Raw genomic sequence first — 17,854 nt, forward strand, 5'->3', positions numbered from 1 at the left:
GGGCCCGTAGTTCAGCGGGAGAATTCTCGGTTTGCACCCGAGAGACCCGGGTTCGAATCCCGGCGGGTCCACTTGCTTCACTTGCTTCAGTTGTCTTTGGCTCCGTAGCTCAACGGATTAGAGCGCTCGGCTACGAACCGAGAGGCTGCAGGTTCGAATCCTGCCGGAGCCACTTGTCTTGCCCCTGTAGCTCAGTGGAACAGAGCGCACGGTTCCGAACCGTGAGGCCGCAGGTTCGATCCCTGCCAGGGGTACTCGAGGCTTCCGTAGCTCAGGGGATGAAGAGCAGGCGCGTCCTAAGCGCACGGTCGCAGGTTCAAATCCTGCCGGAAGCACAGCCAACGTTTCTTGCGGGGAGGGGCCGGACGCCCCACCGGGTCTCATACGCCTGAGCCACAGGGTTCGACTCCCTGCTCCGCAACTTCTCATGCACGCCGAGCCAGCTGGAGACGGCGTCGGTCCCACATACCGATTTCGCTGGGTTCGATCCCCAGGGCGTGCACTCAAAGCCGGAGTAGCCCAACTTGGTAGAGGCGCCAGATCGAGAGTCTGGAGGTTGAGGGTTCGACTCCCTCTTCCGGCACTGCAGAAATTCATGCCGCGGTAGCCCAACTGGTAGAGGCACTGCACTCAGAATGCAGCGAGTGCGGGTTCGAATCCCGCCCACGGCACTTGTGAAGCTCCCGTAGTCCCGTCCGCGTGGCCCAATCGGGAGAGGCGGCTGGCTCAAACCCAGCTCAGGTGCGAGTTCGAACCTCGCCGCGGACAAAAATCAGAAAGGAAACCGTGTCATGGAGACGCTGGTGTTGAGCCAGGCCTATGAGCCCGTCGCGCGTGTGGCATGGCAGCGCGCGATGATGCTCATCTGGCAGGGCAAGGTCGAGGTGGTCGAGGAGTACGAGGATCGCTTCGTCCGTTCGGTGACCCTCGAGATCAAGATGCCGTCGATCATCCGCTTCATGAGCTACTTCCGGCAGCGGCAGCGGGGCATCAAGTTCAGCCGGGACAACGTGTACATGCGTGACGGCTGCAAGTGCCAGTACTGCGGCAAGAAGGTGTCTCGGCCCGAGGCCACGTACGACCACGTGATTCCCCGCGCCCAGGGTGGCAAGACGACCTGGGAGAACGTGGTGATCGCGTGCGTGCCCTGCAACCAGAAGAAGGGCAACCGGACGCCGGCGAAGGCCGGGATGTTGCTGCGCATCACGCCGGTGAAGCCCAAGAGGCTGCCGGAGTCGCTGCACTTCACCTTCGGCTACGAGAAGGGCATGCCCATCTCGTGGCGGAAGTTCCTCCGTGACGTCGCGTACTGGCACACGGAGTTGGAGGAGTGAGGCCCGGGTAAAGGGGGGTCACCAGAGGTGGTCCCCGCCACCGCTCCGCTCCGGAACGGAGCATCAGGTGGAGCGGGGGTGCGCCAGAGGCGGCCCCCACCCGTAGAGCCTCCCCGCGCGCCGGCAGGCGGGTCCGCTGCTGCCGGCACCTTTTTGGAAGGTCAACGTCGGAGGCCGACGGCCCGTCTCGAAAGCGGTGCGAGTGCCAAGCGCTTGGGGTTCGAGTCCCCTGCCTTCCTTCTGTTGAAGTCTGGAGCGTGCGTGCCGGGTGGCCGGCAGCCTGGCTGGAAACCAGGAGAGCCCCATGGGGCTCGTGGTTCGACTCCACCTCGCTCCGTAGTTGGATTGGAAGAGTGAACTGGTGATGGCACCAGGCCCCGTTGCTAGCGGGTGCGGACCGGCTCCCGGTCTGAGGTTCGAGTCCTCCGCCTTCCGTATATTGGAGTTGCCCCCTCACCACTGCGGTTCAGCAGGCTAGAGTGCCGCACCTTCGGGGGCGTTTCACCATGGCGACCAGGAAGAGCGAGGACAACGAGCGACTCATCGACCGCGACCTGACCGCGCTCGCGCGGGACGGAAAGCTGCCGCCCGCGCACGGCGTGGACTCGGCCGTGGCGGAGGTGTTGGGACTGCTCGCCCGAGGCGGCAAGCACCCACTGCTGTCCGGAGATCCGGGCGTGGGCAAGAGCGCGCTCGTCCAGGAGGTGGCCCGGCGCATCGCCGAAGGCCGCGTGGACGCGGCGCTGGCCCAATCCCGAATGGTGGAGGTGTCCGCCGCCAACATCCTGGCGCGCAGCACTCAGCGCCAGGCCGCCGAGAGCTTCGAGGAGCTGCTTGGTCACCTGAGCCGGCTCCCCTGCCCCATCGTCTACATCCGCGATTTGCCCCTGGCGCTGGGCGGGCCGCTGGCCCCCGTGGCAATTCGTGCCCTTCGCACGGGGGGCATCCGCTTCATCTTCGAGACCGAGCCCAAGCGCGTGCAGGAACTGCTGCGCGCCGATGAAGCTCTGGCCGAACGGCTCCACCTCATTCCTCTTCAAGAGCCTCCGCTGGAACGCTCCCGGTGGGTCCTTGGCCGCGTGGCCGAGGAGCTGGAGCGCGAGATGCGGCTGCCCATTGATCCGGCGGCGTGCGACCTGGCGCTGCGCCTGTCGGCCAAGTTCCTCCTGGCCCAGCGCATGCCGCGCAAGGCCATCGAGCTGCTCAAGGAAACGGCCGCCGAGGCGGCGAGCGCGGCCCGGGACCGTGTAGGCCCCGAGGACGTACTCACCCGCTTCTGCGCCGCCACGCGCCTGCCACGCTTCGTGGTGGACGACGCGATGCCTCTGGACCTCGAGGAGACGGAGCGATTCTTCGGTGAGCGACTGCTCGGGCAGACGGATGCGGTGGCCGCGGTGCTGCGCTCGGTGGCCCTGCTCAAAGCGGGCCTGAATGACCCGCGCCGTCCGTTGGGAGTGTTCCTCTTCGCTGGTCCCACGGGCGTGGGCAAGACGCAGCTCGCCAAGCTCCTGGCCGAGTACCTCTTTGGCTCCGCCGACAGGCTGGTGCGCCTCAACATGGCGGACTTCCCCAACGACGGCGACGAGAGCGTTCCCTTCGGCGCCTCGTGGGCTCCCGCCTTGGAGACCAAGCGCGGCGAGCTGACCAACCTGCTCGACGGCAAGGTATTCACCGTGTTGCTGTTGGACGAGTTCGAGAAGGCCGCGCGAAGCGTCCACGACCGCTTCCTTCAGCTCTTCGACGAAGGCACCTTCGTCAACGGCGCTGGGGAGCAGGTCTCCTGCAACAACACACTCATCGTGGCGACATCCAACGTCGGCGCGGAGGTCTACCGCGAGCCAGCCCTGGGCTTCGCTGGCAATCGCCGGGAGCATGAGCTGCTCAGCGAGGTGGACCGGCGCATCACCGAAGCCTTCCGTCCGGAGTTCCTCAACCGCTTCGACGCCATCTGCCACTTCAAGCCGCTGACGAAGGTGGAAATCCGGAAGATCGCCCAGCGCGAGGTGGGCCGCGTGCTGGAGCGCGAGGGTATTCGTGCGCGTGGACTGGATGTCGAGGTAACGCCCGAGGTGGTGGACCTGCTCGTGGAGCGTGGCTACTCACCTCAATTCGGTGCGCGCTACCTGCAGCGGGAGATCGAAAAGACGCTCACCGCCGCGCTCGCGGTGGAGATCGCTCGCCGGCCGCTACGGCCCGGCACACCCGTGCGCGTGGAAGCCCGCGCTGGAAGCAAGGTGGTCGCCGTGGCCGAGCCGCTGCCTGCTCCGCGTGAGGCGACGGCGCAGCTCTCTCTGCCCACTCCGAAGGCGGCGGCCGTCAAGCGCCGGCTGGACCGCAAGTCGCTGCTGCACGAGATGGACCGGCTGGTGGGTCGAGCCCGTTCGCTCTCCATGCTCGCGGATCGGCCCCAGCTCGAGGAGCGACGCAACCAACTCCTGGCCGAGACCCAGGCCCCCAACTTGTGGGACGACCCGGAGCACGCGGCGGTCACCCTGCGAGCCTTCCGCACGGTGGAGGCACAGATCAACGAGTTGGAGCGGCTGGAACAGGCCGCCACCTTCGCGCGGCGGCTGGTGCGTGAGGCGAAGAACGAGGTGCAGCTCGCGTCCGCGGCGAAGCAGGTGGAGGACTTGGCGCGTGAGGTGCAAATGGCCGAGGCGCTCAATGCGTCGGGCGCCACCGCGAATGACAACGAGGCGCTGGTGGACATCTGCGCCAGCGACTCGATGGAGGCCCAGGACGCATGGGTGCAAGAGCTGGCAACCATGTACCTCGGCTGGGCACAGAAGCGCGGCTACGAAGCCATGCTGGTGGCTGAGGCGGAGGATCCCGCCCGCGTGGTCGTGCGCATCGCGGGGCCTGGCGCCTACGGCTTCCTGGCAGGCGAGGCCGGCATGCACCGGCGTATCGAGGACGAGAAGCGACAGCGCGCTTATGTCCGTGTGCATCGGGGCGGATTGCCCGAGAACCTGGTGAACCTGGAGGTGGAGGGTCGCCCCGTGAAGCAGCATGAGGGCTCCTTCCTGGAACGCGTGCGCACGGAGGTGACCGTGAAGGACTCCTCCACGGGTCGGATGCTCACCCTGACGGGCTCGGGCGAGCTGGATGAGATGAAGGACCTCGCCGCACGCGTGGTGTCCGGCCAGGGCGCCAGCACCGATGAGGCTCGCCGGTACTACGTGGCCCGTGGTGCACGGGTGGAGGACCCTCGTACCGGCGCCGGGACCCCTCGCGTGAAGGACGTACTGCGCGGCGACCTGGACCTCTTCATCGCGGCCTGGATCTCTCGTCCCCCTCCCGAACCGGTCACCACCTGAGGTACACGCGCAGCTGGCGCAAGGTGCAGCACCCAAGCTGGGCATGCCTCGGACCGCTGGCAAGCTCTCCTCCCCCGCCTCCCTCTGGCGGAGGAGTGGGAGGCGAGCGACTGCTCAAAACACTCGGGCAGCGCCAGGACACCATCCATAATGAGTAAGACATGCTCCACGTGATTCCTCTGGGAGGACTGGGCGAGATTGGCCTCAACGCCATGGTGATCGCCTGCCGTGGGGAGATGCTCCTCATCGACGCCGGGCTGATGTTCCCCTCGGAGTCCGCCCCGGGCGTGGACATCATCGTCCCGGACTTCACCCACATCCGGCAGAATGCCGCCCAGCTCAAGGGCATCGTCATCACCCATGGGCACGAGGACCACATGGGCGCCCTCCCCTACCTGCTCAGCGAGGTGCCCGTGCCCGTCTATGGCACCCGCTACACCCTCGCCATGGCCCGCAACCGGCTGGACGAGCTGGGCGTCGTCGCCGACCTGCATGAGATCGAACCGCGCACACCCTTCCCCGTGGGCACCGTCTTCTCCGTGGAGGCAAGCCGCGTCACCCACACCGTGCCGGATGCCGTGGGCTACATCGTCCGTACCCCCGAAGGCACCGTCATCCACACCGGCGATTTCAAGCTGGACCCCGATCCCATTGACGGCCTGCGCACCGACCTCGAGCGCTGGGGCGAGGCGGGAGAGCAGGGCGTCCTCTGCCTCCTGTCCGACTCCACCAACTCGGAGTACACCACCGAGACGGGCAGCGAGCGCATCGTCGAGCAGACCTTCGACCGCCTCTTCCGCGAGGCCCAGGGCCGCATCGTCGTGGCTCTCTTCGCCTCCAACCTCCACCGCGTGCGCACCGTGCTCAAGCTCGCGGAACAGCTCGGGCGCAAGGTGGCCCTCCAGGGCCGCAGCATGACGCGCAACGTGGAGATGGCGCGGCAGCTCGGCTATCTCGACGTACCCGAGAACCTCTTCGTGCCCCTGGACGCCGTACCCGGTCTGGCCCCCGGTCGGGTCATCCTCCTGTCCACGGGCGCCCAGGGCGAAGCGCGCGCCGGCCTCTCTCAAATCGCCGCCGGCAACGGTCCCGTGAGGCTGGATCCCGGGGACATGGTCATCCTCAGCTCCCGCCCCATCCCCGGCAATGAGCGCTCGGTAGGTGCCCTGCTCGATCAGCTCCATTGGACGGGCGCCCGCATCGTCTATGCCCAGGTGGAGCCTGGCGTCCATGTCTCCGGACACGCCAGCAAGCCTCAACAGCGCCGCGTCCTCGAGCTCGTCCGTCCGCGCCACTTCGTCCCCATCCACGGAGAGCTGCGCCACCTCCACCGCCACCTGTCCACCGCCCGCGAGGCGGGGCTCGCTCCCGAACAGCTTCTGCTGGCCCAGGATGGTGACCTCCTCACCTTCGAGGAGGGCCAGGGGCGCTTCGCCGGCAGCGTTCCGGTGGGCCGCATCCACAAGGACCTCTACAGCGGGGCCATGGTGTCACCCGAGGCCCTTCAGGAACGCACCAAGCTGGCCGAGACCGGGGTGGTGGTGGCCGCCCTCGTCATCAACCGCTCCTCGCTGGAGCTGATGGCCGGGCCCCAGCTCTCTGGCCATGGGCTGTCCCTGGATGAGCAGGTTCAACTGCCCCGAGTGGCTGAAGAGGCTCGAAACCTCTTCCTCCAGCTCTCCCCACAGTTGCGCGGGGATGACGCCTTGGTGCGAGAAGAGCTGACCCGTGCCGTTCGTAGGGCCTTCAAGCTCTTCACCGCCAAGCGCCCCCTGGTGGTGCCCATGGTCGTCAAGGTGTGATAAGGGCCCTGGCGGCCATGCCCTCCTTCGACGTCATCTCCAAAATCGACCAGGCCGAGCTCGACAACGCGGTCAACCAGACCAAGAAGGAGCTCAGCACCCGCTATGACTTCCAGGGTGCTCAGGCCGACATCGTCATCTCCCCGGACCGCGCCGTGCTCACGGTGAAGGCCAACGCCGAGGAGAAGGTCCAGGCCGCCAAGGAAGTCCTCCTGGCCAAGCTCTCCAAGCGCGGCATCTCCCTGCGCGCCCTCGAGTTCCTGGACATCGAAAAGACGGGCCTCCACAACGTCAAACAGAACATCAAGCTCCAGCAGGGCATCCCCGTCGACAAGGCCAAGGAGCTCGTCAAGCTCCTCAAGGACTCCAAGATGAAGCTCCAGGGCTCCATCCAGGGAGATGAGCTGCGCGTCAGCGGCAAGAACAAGGATGACCTGCAGGCCGCCATGGCCCTGTTCCGCAAGGAGCAGGACCGGCTGAAGCTGGACATGCAGTTCACCAACTTCCGAGATTAGTCATGCGCGCCGCCCTCCTCCCCTTGTGCCTGCTGCTCGCGCCCGCGCTCGCCTCCGCCCAGGAGCAGGAGCGCCCCACCAAGTCCGTTCCCGCGCTCGCCAAAGCACCCAAGCTGGATGGGGCCTTCAAGGACTTCGCCTCCTCCCTGACGATCCGCCCTCCCGCTTCGGTGGACGCCTCCGCGTCCTTCACCGCCCGGGTGGCCTGGCGCAAGGAGACCCTCTACGTCGGCCTGGAGGCCACCGACGACCAGCTCGTCGCGGGCGATATCGTCACCCTCACCCTCTTCTTCCCGGGCGCGGGCCCCACCGCCACGGGCAACAGCTTCCGCTTCGCCTTCGATGGCAAGCGCGCCTCGCCCAAGGAGAGCGGAACGTCCACCTTCGCGCAGGAGCAGGTCGAGGTGGCCGTGCAGCGCGATGAAGGCAAGTTGAACCTGGAGATCGCCCTTCCCGTCGGCGCCTTCCCCCGATTCCCCTCCACCGACCCGCTCGTCCTCGATCTGTGCATCAACTACGAGGACCAGGACTCCGTGGGCCAGAAGGGCCCTCCCGTCTCCAACTGCAAGGACGGGGGGATGCTCGGCGAGGCCCTGCGGCTGCCGGACGAGTTCCGCAAGGGGCTCAAGCTCAAGCCTCCCGAGGATGTGCTTGCCCTGGAGCGGGTGCGCGGCGGCTGGCTGGGCTGGGGCGTGCTCCACTACCCGACCTGGGTGGAGGCACAGGAGCCCCTGACCTCCGCGTCGCTCCCAACTCTGGTCTCCAATGAGGCCGTGGAGCCCGAGAAGGTGGATGTGAATGTGCCGGACTCGCTCATCCTTCCGGACGGGCGAACCCTCTTGACCGTCGTCTCCGGCAAGAACCCCTACGCCATCGAGGGCAAGTGCGACGCGGACATGGAGCTGCGTCTGGGCCTGTTCCTCGTCATGGGAAAAGGGGGCAAGACGGCTCAGCGTGCGCTCGAGTGGCCGGCTGCCTCATGTGCGCTGGGCCGAGCCCTCTCTGTCAGCATGGATGAAGAGGGCGCCCTCAGCATCGGTTACTCGAACGGCACGACCATCAACTTCGCCTGGAGTGGAGACCACTTCGAGCGAACCGAAATCGGAAAGCGGTAGACGCAGTGCAGCAAGACACCAAGAGCCTCTACATGATGACCCTCGGCTGCCCGAAGAACCGGGTGGACTCCGAGGTGATGCTCGGTACCCTCAAGCAGCGCGGCTATCGCCTCGTCCAAGAGCCTTCCGAGGCCGAGGTCATCGTCGTCAACACGTGCGCCTTCATCGGCCCCGCCAAGCAGGAGTCCGTGGACTCCATCCTGGAGATGGCCGAGTACAAGAAGTCGGGCGCGTGCAGCACGCTTGTCGTGACGGGCTGTCTGTCCCAGCGCTACGGCGGTGAGCTGTCCCAGGAGATGCCCGAGGTCGACCACTTCCTGGGCACCAGCGCCTACGCGCAGATCGGCGACCTGCTGGCCGCCGAGGCCTCGCCGCGTCAGGTCATCCCGGATCCGGACTACATCCACAACGCGACCACGCCGCGCGAAAACTCGATGCCGTCGTACACCGCCTATCTCAAGGTGTCCGAGGGCTGCGACAACGCGTGCTCCTTCTGCATCATCCCCAAGCTGCGCGGCGGCCAGCGCTCGCGGACCATCGCGGACATCGTCACCGAGGCAGAGCGCCTCGCCGACCAGGGTGTGCAGGAGCTGAACCTGGTGGCGCAGGACCTCACGGCCTACGGCCATGACCTGCCCGGCAAGCCCAAGCTGCATGACCTGCTCAAGGAGCTGGTGAAGGTGGACGTGCGGTGGATCCGCCTGCACTACGCCTACCCGCGCGTGTTCCCCGACGAGCTCATCGAGGTCATGGCGACCCAGCCGAAGATCGCCAAGTACCTGGACATGCCGCTGCAGCACGCCAGCGACAAGCTGCTCCAGTCCATGAAGCGCGGCCGCAACTCGCAGTTCCTCACGGACCTGCTGACCAAGCTGCGCACCCGCGTCCCGGGGCTGGTGATGCGTACCTCGATGATCGTCGGCCTGCCCGGCGAGACCGAGGAGGACTTCGAGCTGCTCAAGGAGTTCGTGAAGACGCAGCGCTTCGAGCGGCTGGGCGTCTTCCAGTACTCGGACGAAGAGGGCACCGCGGCGTTCGACCTGCCGAACAAGGTGCCCCAGAAGACCATCGAGCGGCGCTGGCGCGAGGTGATGGCCATCCAGAAGCGCATCAACCGCGAGCAGAACAAGAAGCTCGTGGGCAAGCGCATCGAGGTGCTCGTCGAAGGCCCTAGCCCCGAGACGGAGCACCTGCTGGTGGGCCGCCACGAGGGTCAGGCGCCCGAGATCGACGGTCAGGTCTACATCAACGACGGCCTGGCCTACCCGGGCGAGTTCGTCACCATCGAGGTGACGGAGGCCCACGACTACGACCTCGTCGGCAAGGTGGTGGAGCGGCCGGACCCGAAGCAGCGCAAGCACAAGGTGCGTGACGAGGTCCCGGCCCCCATGGCCACCTGGACCTCTCCCCGCTAGAGCCGTTCCTCAGCTGTCTTCACTTGGGATCCTCGGGCTCCAGCTCCCGCTCCTCGGGAGGTGGAGCCCGGGAGGGCGAAGGCTTGCGGACCGCCGCGCTGACGCCCTCTCCCAACGGCGTCAGTTGGCACTCGCACAGCGTCCGCCGCGTGCGTGTCTCGTGGACGAAGGCACACGTCAGCGGGCACTCCGGCTGGCCTCCCTCCTCGTACAGGGCCAGCGCATACCCCTTCGCGGCGGACAGCTCCTCGTGACACTCCGGCATGGACTGGGCCAGGGAGGGCCAGGGGATGCGGTGCTGCGTCGTCACCCCGCGGCTGGTGGGCATGAAGGCGAACCCCACACGGCAGCTCGCCCGAAGCGGCGTCCCATCCTCGCCCAGTGGCTCGACATGGAGCCGACCGCCCTCGGGCAGATCCCGGTACACCGAGGCAGAGAGGGAGAGGGCTCCATCCGGATCCCGCCGCGTGTGGAGCGCGTAGCAGGACTCCTCGTCGAAGCGCTCGGTGCCAGGGAGCGCACAGCGCTGCCGGTTTCCCGAGGCGAGGACACGCGGCCGACGCAGCAGGAGCACTCCGCCCTGCACATCCACGGTGGCGCGGAACCGTCCCCACACGTCCGGCCCCAGGCGGCCGAGAGAGCTTGGAGAAGCCCACTCTGCGGTCTCCACGACGAGCGGGCCTACGCCCACGCCCACCGCGACCTCCACCGCCTCTACCAGGATGGCGCGGGGGGGCAGGCCCGGGGCCGTCTCCAGGGGGCGCAAGCCCTGCGCTTGGGCGGACCCTAGCGCCACTCGGGTAAAGGAATCCCGCGTGGCGAGGACCATGGGCCCCGTGAGGCTCGCGTTTCCCTGGGTGATTCGCGCCGCGAGCAGGGGCCAATCCCCCACCGGCTCCCGGTTCAGCTCCAGCAGGTGTGTCTCCAAAGAGGGATCCGCGTCGGCGGCGGTGAGCTCGGCGCTGTACGCCTCTCGGGAGCGAGACGGCGTGAACGACACCTCCCGGCGCAGCGGATCCACCGTGAGCGCATAGGGGGCGAGTACGTCCGCGCCCAGCGTCACCGCGCAGACCTTCTCTCCGGTGAGCCCGGCGGCGAGCCCAGGCAGCGGCATATCCCCGACTCGCAGGTCCGTTAGCGGCACCATGGACCACTCCCGCATGCCGCTCGGCTCGGGAGCTCGCACCTTGCCCTCGGGGAGTGGAGGTTTGCCCGCGAAGCACCCGGTGGCCACCAGCGAGAGTGGCCGCGCTACATCGAGCAGGAGCGGCACCGGCTTTCCGCCCAGGCTCCCGGCAAGCGAGACGCGCAGGGCGGGCGTGGACAACATCGGGAAGGTCCGGCCGGCGAAGCTGACCCGCTTGGGCACGGGGGCGGCGCTCCGGTGGCAACCGGCGACCAACAACAGGGCCACGAGGAGCGCGCCGCGCACGTTGGGCTACTTCTTCTGCTTCGTGAAGTCGTCGATGCGGGTGCCCTCAGGCGGGTCGAGCCTGAAGCTGTCCTTCGAGATGCCCACGTTCGTCTTCAGCTCGAGGAACGCGATGGTGTTCTCGCTGCCGTCCGGATCCACCACGGTGCTCTTGAGCACCTGGGCCGTATTGGAGTCCACCTCCAGGCGAACCTGCTTGAAGCGCTTATCCGGCTGCGCCGGGTCCAGAACCAGCAACGTGCCCTTGCAGTCGGCGCAGGTGCCCTTCTTGATGTTGAACTCGTCCGCCAGCCGGCCCTGCCCGAAGAGGAACGTCACCGATGCCGAGAGCTGGTTGGTGTCCACGCTGCCCACGGTGAGGCTCTGCGCGCCCGGGTCGTACGCGTACACCTTGTTGCCCGCGAGCACGAAGGTACGCGGCGAGTTGCCCTCGTACTCCCAGCGCATCAGCCCCGGCTTCTTGTAGGTCACCGTGCCCGTGGACGTCTGCGTGCGGCGGAAGGTCTTGTACTTGTAGTCCTGCTTGAAGGACGACTTGAAGTCGTCGGTCTTCTCGTAGAAGGCCTGCATCCGCTCCACCAGGGTCTTCACCTCCGGGGCCACGCTGCCCTTCACGGGCGCGGCGGGCTTCGCTTCGGCGGCGGGCGCGGCGGGCTTCGTCTCGGGTGCCGCGGCGGGCGCGGGCTTGGACTCGGCGGTGACCGCGGGCTTCTGCGCCGGGGGCGACGCGGGAGCGACTTGCGCGGACAGCATGGACACGAGCAGGGTCTCGATGAGCATGGCGGTACGGTCTCCGAGCGGGCCCGGGGGCCCGGCGTTTGCTTCTACCGCTTCAGACGGGACCCAAGGGCCCCGGATTCATGGCTGCTTTCCCTTGAAAATCCGCTTCCTTTGCTTGACAGCCAGCACATAGAAGCGCTCGCGAAGCTCCTGGGCCTCCTCGGGAGTCAGGTCTCCCACCTTCCCCAGGTGCTCCTCCCGCCAGGCAACCGCTCGGCTGATACAAGCCGATGCCGCCGCGGAGATGTTGATGCTCTGGCTGAAGCCCCTCATGGGGATCCAGAAGGTGCCGTCCACGTTGGCCAGCACCTCCTCGCTCACCCCGAAGCGCTCGTTGCCGAAGATGATCGCGATCTTCGAGTCGAAGCGCAGTGAGTAGAGGCTCTTCGCTCCCTCGCGGATGGCCGAGGCGTACAGCGAAAAGCCCCGTCCCTTCAGGTGATCCCGACACTCGGCGAACGAGTTGTACTGCTTCACGTCCAACCACTTGTCGCAGCCCTGCGCCACCCGGGAGTTGGGCAGGAAGGGCGCCTCCGGGTTGATGACGACGTGGACCTCCTGCACGCCCATGGCCTCGCAGGTGCGCAGCACCGCCGCCATGTTGAAGCTGTCCTCGAGCCGGTCCAGCACGACCGTGAAGGTCCGCGTGCGCTGCTCCACCACGCGGTCGATCTTCTCCTTGCGAACCTCCAGGAGGAACGACTCCGGCTCGACGGACTTGTTCTCGAAGGGCTCGTAGCGAGGACCACCACCGCTCATCGCGTCAGGACCTCCGCCCCTGCTTGCGCTTCGCCTTCACCGGCGCCTTCGGCGTGCGGCGGGCGGGCACCTTCTTCGCGGCCGCTGCCTTCTTCTTGGCGGGCACCTTCTTCGCCGCGACCTTCCGGGCCGGGGCCTTCTTCGCGGGCGCCTTCCGGACAGGGGCCTTCTTCGCGGGTGCCTTTTTCACGGCCACCTTCTTGGCTGAAGCCTTCTTGGCCGGAGCCTTCTTCGCGGGCGCCTGCTTCACCGCTGCCTTCTTCGCGGGCACCTTCGCCACCGCCACCTTCTTCGCGGGCTTCGCTGGTGGCTCCACGCGCAGCTTGTCCGTCCGGCCCGTGAAGAGCACCTCGGCCGCCACGTCCATCAGCGCCTGCAGGCCCTCGCCCGTGGCGGTGGACACCGGGAACACCGCGACGCCTCGCTCGCGCAAAGCCTCCGTGAACGGCTCCAGCCGCTCACGCGCATAGGGCAGATCCACCTTGTTGGCCGCCACCACCTGCGGCTTCTTCGACAGCTCCGCGCTGTACTTCTCCAGCTCGCGGTTGAGGATGTCGAAGTCCTTCAGCGGCTCGCGGCCCTCGCCCTCCGCCCCCAGGTCGATGAGGTGGATGAGCACCTTGCAGCGCTCCACGTGGCGCAGGAACTGGTGCCCCAATCCCACGCCCTCGCTCGCCCCCTCGATAATGCCGGGGATGTCCGCCATCACGAACGACAGGTTGTCCTTGTACTGGACCATGCCGAGGTTCGGCACCAACGTGGTGAATGGGTAGTCCGCGACCTTCGGCCGCGCCCGGCTCACCCTCGAGATGAAGGTGCTCTTGCCCGCGTTCGGGAAGCCCAGGAGCCCCACGTCCGCCAGGAGCTTCAGCTCGAGCGTCAGCGTGATCTCCTCGCCCTTCGTCCCATCCTGGGCGAAGCGCGGCGTCTGCCGCGTGGAGGTGGCGAAGTTCATGTTGCCCAGGCCGCCCCGGCCGCCCTTGGCCGCCACGAAGGTCTGGCCCGGCTCGCTCAGGTCCACCAGCAGATCGCCCGTATTCGTGTCCCGGATGAGCGTGCCCGCCGGCACCTTGAGGATCATGTCCTCCGCGCCGCGACCGTTGCAGTCGCTGCCCATCCCGTTCTCGCCGTTCTTCGCGCGGTGGTGCTGCTGGTAGCGGAAGTCCAGCAGCGTGGTGAGCTGCGGATCCGCCACGAACAGCACCGAGCCGCCGTTGCCGCCATCTCCTCCGTTCGGGCCTCCGCGCTCGATGAACTTCTCCCGCCGGAAGGAGACGGCGCCGTTGCCACCGTCTCCGGCCTTCACGTAGATGCGGACCTCGTCGACGAATTTCATACCGCTTGCCTCTCCCCGCTCGCGGGGAACTCCAAGTCAGAAACGCAGAACGGGCCGCCCTCGTGTCCAGCCGCCATCAGGCGCATGGACCGGGAGCGACCCGCTCGATTGCAGCCAGGCCCACCCGAAGGCGGGCCCGTGATGGAAGCCTAGGCGCTCGCCTGGGCCTCGGCCGGGTAGACCGACACCTTCTTGCGGTCCCGACCCAGACGCTCGTACTTCACCACCCCGTCCACCGTGGAGTAGAGGGTGTAGTCACGACCGAGCTTCACGTTGGTGCCGGGGTGGATGACCGTGCCCAGCTGCCGCACGATGATGCTGCCCGCCGTCACTGCCTCGCCGCCGTACACCTTGACGCCGCGGCGCTGTGAATTCGAGTCACGCCCGTTGCGCGAAGAACCCTGTCCCTTTTTATGAGCCATGACACCTGTCCTACATGAACCGGAGCGCCAGCAGGGCCCCGGGAAGATGATGAGCCGAAACTAGCCCGAGATGGAGGTAACGCGAACCTCGGTATACGGCTGGCGGTGACCACGGCGGCGCGTCCAGCCCTCCTTCTCCTTGCGGAAGTGGAGGACGCGGCGGTGCTTGTCCTGAGCGAGGATCTTCCCCACGACCTTGGCGCCACCCACCGTGGGCTGGCCAATCTTCGGGGAGCCCGAGCCGCCCAGCATCAGGATGTCGTTGAACGTCACCTCGGTGCCGATCTCGCCCGCGACCTTCTCGATGCGGAGCACGTCACCCTCGGCAACCCGGTACTGCTTACCGCCCGTGCGAATCACTGCGTACATCGTCGAAACCTCTGTTCGAGTCGGGTTGGGTCAACCCGTGGAAGCCATCGTGCATTTCAGGCGGAAGACCACCCGGATATGCAAAGGACGGCCGATCTACGGTAGATGATCGGTCGAGTCAAGGCAGATAGGGGGGTTATCGCGCACATCCCCCATCCCATGAACACCCAGACGCCTGGCCGCCTGCCTGCCCACCCCGCAGGATCACGGCGTCGGCCCTCGGGAGGCCAGGGCCCGGCGCACCGCCCGGCACCGCTGGAGGAGTTGGAGGTCCAGCGGGTCCGCCGCCAGCCCCCGCTCGTAGGTCTCCAGGGCCCGGGCGAGCTGGCCATTCTTCTCGTACGCGTTGCCCGTGAGGATGTGGACGTGCGCGGTGCCCGCCGCGTTCGGGCGCCGCCCGAGGAAGTCGCGGCGCAGGGCCTCCAGCTGGGTGACCGTCAGCCCCGCCGCCAGACAGGCCTCCACCCCTCGGAAGTTGCCCATCATCGCGTCGTACATCGCCCGGCGCAGGAGCGTCGTCAGCGTCTCGCCCGCGTCACGCACCCGGGTGAGCACCGAGTCCAGCAGCGCGCGCTGCGCGGAGCCGAGCGGGCGCCCCCGGAGTGCCTCCAGGTCTCCCAGGGCCGCGCGCACCCGCGCCCGAACGGTCTCGAAGCTCGAATCCGGGGGCAGGGAGAGCAGAGCGTAGTGGTCCTTCTGGAGGTTCTGCCGGTAGCTCTCGAGGATCGTCGTGATCTCCACGTCCCCCGAGGGCAGCACCACCTCGAGCGGAGTGTTGCCCGTCCCTCCGCGGAGCAGCTGGGCAATCGCGGCCTTGAAGTCGGCCGGGGGCTCCACGAACTGCACGCCGAAGCCCGGCGCCATACCCCACAGGAGCGCCTGCTCGGGCGTGACCAGGCGCACCACCTCACAGGTGGAGGTCAGCGGCCCCCGCGCCATCTCCAGCGTCACCTGGACGCGAGAGAAGAGGGCGGGCAGCTCTCCCCCCTGGGTGCGCAGGAACAACCCTCCCCGGGCAATGTCCGAGCACACCATCCGCTCCGGCTGTGCCCCCGGGCGCAGAACCACCCGGGCAGGCAGTTCCACGGGGCGTGCCCGGCGGCGTGACTGCGTCTCCCGCGCCGGCTGGGAAGGAGGCGGCGGTGGGGGCTCGGCGATGGGCCCCTTCAGCTCGTCGGCCAGCGCCTGCTCCAAGGCCGCTTTCAGGGCCCGGGCGTTCTCGTAGCGGTCCGCGGGCGCCTTGGCGAGCGCGTGCAGGATGACCGCCTCGATGGGCTGGGACACCCCCGGATAGATGGAGCGCGGCGGCGGCGGTGGCAGCGTCTGGTGGGCCACGAGCTGGGCGGCGCTCCCCTCCTCGGTGAAGGGCAGCTGGCCCGTGGCGAGCTGGTAGGCAATCACTCCCAGCGCGTAGACGTCCGCGCGCCCGTCCAGCCGCTGGCTGCGCGACTGCTCGGGGGCCATGTACTCGGGGGTGCCGACGATGATGCCCGCCTGCGTCTGCGGCCCCGCCCCGTCGATGAGCTTGGCGATACCGAAGTCGAGCACCTTCACGAACGGAGGCGCTCCCTTGGCCCGCTGCACCAGGAAGATGTTGTCGGGCTTCAGGTCGCGGTGGACGATGCCCCGCTGGTGGGCCGCATGCAGCGCCTCGCACGCCTGCGTCAGGATGGGCACCCACTCCTCCGCCCGCACCGGCACGCCCACCATCGAGGACAGGGGCATCCCCTCCAGGTACTCCATGATGAGGTAGGGGCGCGGCGGCGTAGCGTTCAGATCGAAGATGCTGACGATGTTCTCGTGGCCGATGAGGTTCACCGCCCGCGCCTCCGCGTGGAAGCGCTGGACGAGCTCCGGATAGGCCGCCAGGTGCTCGTGGAGCACCTTCACCGCCATCCGGCTCCCAATGGACACATGCTCTCCGAGATAGACCGAGCCCATCCCACCCCGGCCCAGCCTCCGGATGAGCCGGAAGCTGCCAAGCTGTGTCCCCAGCAGCGGATCCTCCTCCTCGGCGATCAACTCCGGGGAGTTCTGCTCATCCTCCATGACGGACGCGCCATCCTCGCTGGCCTTCGCGGAAGGCCTCATGCAGGGCTGTACTCGGCATGTGCAGCAGCTCCTGCCTGACCAACAATCGCATGTTCCGGTGCCGTCTTCCCCACCCTACCCGCCAGGGTAGCGGACAGGCTCGATTGATGCACGGAAGGTTTGGTTCCCCGTCCCCAAGGGCATGGGTAGAGTCGCCCTCTAATGTCCACTTCGGTTCGTCGCATCCCGCTCGTCAATCTCTCCCATTATCGCACAGGGACGCCACAGGAACGTGCCCGCTTCATCCAGGTCTTCGGAGACGCCCTCAAGGAGTTCGGTTTCGTCTCCGTGGAAGGCCATGGCGTTGATGATGGATTGATCCGCCGCACCTATACGGATGTGGAGCGCTTCTTCCAACTTCCCGATGACGTGAAGCGTCACTACACCGTGCCCGGCGGCGCGGGCCAGCGTGGCTACACCGGCTACGGCCAGGAGCACGCCAAGAACCGCACCGTGGGGGACCTCAAGGAGTTCTGGCATGTGGGGCGGGAGTTGGACTCCTCGCACCCCCACTTCTCGCCCCACTACGGCCCCAACCTCTGGCCGGAGGAGGTGCCCTCGTTCCGGACGAACACGCTGGGGCTCTTCGGCGCGCTGGACGAGGCCGCGGCGGTGATGCTCCGGGCGCTGGCGGAGTACTTCGGCGTGGCGCGCGACACCTTCAGCGCCATGGCGCAGGACGGCAACTCCATCCTGCGGCTCATCCACTACCCCCCGCTCAAGGAGCGCTTCATCCCCGGTGGGGTGCGCGCCGCCGAGCACGAGGACATCAACCTCATCACTCTGCTGTGCGAGGGCACCGCGTCCGGCCTGGAGCTGCTCACGCGCGATGGGGAGTGGATCCCAGTGGACACGCTGCGCGGGCAGATCGTCGTGGACTCGGGTGACATGCTCAGCCGGGTGACCAACAACGTCATCCCCGCCACGACGCACCGCGTGGTGAACCCCAAGAGCCCCTCCGAGGACACCACGCGCTACTCGATGCCCTTCTTCGTGCATCCGTATCCCAAGTGCGTGCTCCAGCCCCTGCCCGTCACGTCCACGATGGACACCGAGAAGATGCTGCCGCCCATCACCGCGGACGCCTTCCTCCAGCAGCGCCTGCGGGAGATCGGCCTCATCAAGTAGCGCTCTGGCGGGGGCTCGACCCCTCCGTGCGCGGGTGAC

Annotated in this window: 14 protein-coding genes and 8 tRNA genes; 15 read left to right on the plus strand and 7 right to left on the minus strand. The window is 67.5% G+C overall.

Annotated features, from left to right (window positions below; genetic code table 11):
* The 14 genes from SYV04_RS22570 (at position 1) to rimO (ending at position 9,498) form a co-directional block, all read left to right on the plus strand.
* A tRNA-Ala gene (locus SYV04_RS22570) sits at positions 1 to 71 on the plus strand.
* Positions 72 to 98: 27 nt separating this feature from the next.
* Positions 99 to 172, plus strand: a tRNA-Arg gene (locus SYV04_RS22575).
* 8 nt (positions 173 to 180) lie between these two features.
* Positions 181 to 254: transfer RNA gene (locus tag SYV04_RS22580), tRNA-Arg, on the plus strand.
* Between the two features lie 6 nt (positions 255 to 260).
* Positions 261 to 335: transfer RNA gene (locus SYV04_RS22585), tRNA-Arg, on the plus strand.
* 173 nt (positions 336 to 508) lie between these two features.
* Positions 509 to 583 (plus strand) — tRNA-Leu (locus SYV04_RS22590).
* 14 nt (positions 584 to 597) lie between these two features.
* Positions 598 to 671 (plus strand) — tRNA-Leu (locus SYV04_RS22595).
* 22 nt (positions 672 to 693) lie between these two features.
* Positions 694 to 768: transfer RNA gene (locus SYV04_RS22600), tRNA-Leu, on the plus strand.
* A gap of 23 nt (positions 769 to 791) precedes the next feature.
* The gene (locus tag SYV04_RS22605) at positions 792 to 1,334 is read left to right on the plus strand and encodes an HNH endonuclease (RefSeq protein WP_321547920.1); all 543 of its coding nucleotides are present in this window, start codon (positions 792 to 794) and stop codon (positions 1,332 to 1,334) included.
* A 252-nt stretch (positions 1,335 to 1,586) separates the two neighbouring features.
* Positions 1,587 to 1,671: transfer RNA gene (locus SYV04_RS22610), tRNA-Ser, on the plus strand.
* A 169-nt stretch (positions 1,672 to 1,840) separates the two neighbouring features.
* The gene (locus SYV04_RS22615) at positions 1,841 to 4,651 is read left to right on the plus strand and encodes an AAA family ATPase (protein WP_321547921.1); all 2,811 of its coding nucleotides are present in this window, start codon (positions 1,841 to 1,843) and stop codon (positions 4,649 to 4,651) included.
* Positions 4,652 to 4,812: 161 nt separating this feature from the next.
* Complete coding sequence (locus tag SYV04_RS22620) at positions 4,813 to 6,453, plus strand: ribonuclease J (RefSeq protein WP_321547922.1); 1,641 nt, start codon at positions 4,813 to 4,815, stop codon at positions 6,451 to 6,453.
* 17 nt (positions 6,454 to 6,470) lie between these two features.
* Positions 6,471 to 6,968, plus strand: coding sequence for a YajQ family cyclic di-GMP-binding protein (locus tag SYV04_RS22625; RefSeq protein ID WP_321547923.1), 498 nt, complete (start codon positions 6,471 to 6,473; stop codon positions 6,966 to 6,968).
* Between the two features lie 2 nt (positions 6,969 to 6,970).
* Entirely contained in the window at positions 6,971 to 8,083 is a 1,113-nt protein-coding gene (locus SYV04_RS22630) for a DOMON domain-containing protein (protein ID WP_321547924.1), read from the plus strand.
* Between the two features lie 35 nt (positions 8,084 to 8,118).
* Positions 8,119 to 9,498, plus strand: coding sequence for a 30S ribosomal protein S12 methylthiotransferase RimO (gene rimO, locus SYV04_RS22635; protein ID WP_422723965.1), 1,380 nt, complete (start codon positions 8,119 to 8,121; stop codon positions 9,496 to 9,498).
* A gap of 19 nt (positions 9,499 to 9,517) precedes the next feature.
* On the opposite strand, the gene SYV04_RS22640 is transcribed toward rimO, so the two are convergent.
* The 7 genes from SYV04_RS22640 to SYV04_RS22670 form a co-directional block, all read right to left on the minus strand.
* Positions 9,518 to 10,930, minus strand: a complete 1,413-nt coding sequence (locus SYV04_RS22640) for a hypothetical protein (protein ID WP_321547926.1) — start codon at positions 10,928 to 10,930, stop codon at positions 9,518 to 9,520.
* 6 nt (positions 10,931 to 10,936) lie between these two features.
* Positions 10,937 to 11,710 (minus strand): LolA family protein, encoded by a 774-nt coding sequence (locus SYV04_RS22645; RefSeq protein WP_321547927.1) that lies wholly within the window; start codon positions 11,708 to 11,710, stop codon positions 10,937 to 10,939.
* Between the two features lie 78 nt (positions 11,711 to 11,788).
* Positions 11,789 to 12,469, minus strand: a complete 681-nt coding sequence (locus tag SYV04_RS22650) for a TrmH family RNA methyltransferase (protein WP_321547928.1) — start codon at positions 12,467 to 12,469, stop codon at positions 11,789 to 11,791.
* Between the two features lie 4 nt (positions 12,470 to 12,473).
* Positions 12,474 to 13,805, minus strand: a complete 1,332-nt coding sequence (gene obgE / locus SYV04_RS22655) for a GTPase ObgE (protein ID WP_321547929.1) — start codon at positions 13,803 to 13,805, stop codon at positions 12,474 to 12,476.
* A gap of 149 nt (positions 13,806 to 13,954) precedes the next feature.
* Entirely contained in the window at positions 13,955 to 14,227 is a 273-nt protein-coding gene (gene rpmA, locus SYV04_RS22660; protein WP_321547930.1) for a 50S ribosomal protein L27, read from the minus strand.
* 60 nt (positions 14,228 to 14,287) lie between these two features.
* Complete coding sequence (rplU, locus tag SYV04_RS22665; protein WP_321547931.1) at positions 14,288 to 14,596, minus strand: 50S ribosomal protein L21; 309 nt, start codon at positions 14,594 to 14,596, stop codon at positions 14,288 to 14,290.
* 204 nt (positions 14,597 to 14,800) lie between these two features.
* Complete coding sequence (locus tag SYV04_RS22670; RefSeq protein WP_321547932.1) at positions 14,801 to 16,687, minus strand: protein kinase domain-containing protein; 1,887 nt, start codon at positions 16,685 to 16,687, stop codon at positions 14,801 to 14,803.
* A 162-nt stretch (positions 16,688 to 16,849) separates the two neighbouring features.
* Between SYV04_RS22670 and SYV04_RS22675 the strand changes: the two genes are divergently transcribed.
* The gene (locus SYV04_RS22675) at positions 16,850 to 17,815 is read left to right on the plus strand and encodes an isopenicillin N synthase family dioxygenase (protein ID WP_321547933.1); all 966 of its coding nucleotides are present in this window, start codon (positions 16,850 to 16,852) and stop codon (positions 17,813 to 17,815) included.
* The last annotated feature ends 39 nt before the right edge of the window (positions 17,816 to 17,854 follow it).

Origin of the sequence: Hyalangium ruber (genome assembly GCF_034259325.1) — a bacterium.
GTDB lineage: Bacteria > Myxococcota > Myxococcia > Myxococcales > Myxococcaceae > Hyalangium_A > Hyalangium_A rubrum.

Excerpts from the sequence above, each read along its gene's own strand:
- SYV04_RS22605 (WP_321547920.1), top strand. The coding sequence starts at position 792 with ATGGAGACGCTGGTGTTGAGCCAGGCCTATGAGCCCGTCGCGCGTGTG.
- SYV04_RS22615 (WP_321547921.1), top strand. The coding sequence starts at position 1,841 with ATGGCGACCAGGAAGAGCGAGGACAACGAGCGACTCATCGACCGCGAC.
- SYV04_RS22620 (WP_321547922.1), top strand. The coding sequence starts at position 4,813 with ATGCTCCACGTGATTCCTCTGGGAGGACTGGGCGAGATTGGCCTCAAC.
- SYV04_RS22625 (WP_321547923.1), top strand. The coding sequence starts at position 6,471 with ATGCCCTCCTTCGACGTCATCTCCAAAATCGACCAGGCCGAGCTCGAC.
- SYV04_RS22630 (WP_321547924.1), top strand. The coding sequence starts at position 6,971 with ATGCGCGCCGCCCTCCTCCCCTTGTGCCTGCTGCTCGCGCCCGCGCTC.
- rimO (WP_422723965.1), top strand. The coding sequence starts at position 8,119 with ATGACCCTCGGCTGCCCGAAGAACCGGGTGGACTCCGAGGTGATGCTC.
- SYV04_RS22645 (WP_321547927.1), bottom strand. The coding sequence starts at position 11,710 with ATGCTCATCGAGACCCTGCTCGTGTCCATGCTGTCCGCGCAAGTCGCT.
- SYV04_RS22650 (WP_321547928.1), bottom strand. The coding sequence starts at position 12,469 with ATGAGCGGTGGTGGTCCTCGCTACGAGCCCTTCGAGAACAAGTCCGTC.
- obgE (WP_321547929.1), bottom strand. The coding sequence starts at position 13,805 with ATGAAATTCGTCGACGAGGTCCGCATCTACGTGAAGGCCGGAGACGGT.
- rpmA (WP_321547930.1), bottom strand. The coding sequence starts at position 14,227 with ATGGCTCATAAAAAGGGACAGGGTTCTTCGCGCAACGGGCGTGACTCG.
- rplU (WP_321547931.1), bottom strand. The coding sequence starts at position 14,596 with ATGTACGCAGTGATTCGCACGGGCGGTAAGCAGTACCGGGTTGCCGAG.
- SYV04_RS22670 (WP_321547932.1), bottom strand. The coding sequence starts at position 16,687 with ATGAGGCCTTCCGCGAAGGCCAGCGAGGATGGCGCGTCCGTCATGGAG.
- SYV04_RS22675 (WP_321547933.1), top strand. The coding sequence starts at position 16,850 with ATGTCCACTTCGGTTCGTCGCATCCCGCTCGTCAATCTCTCCCATTAT.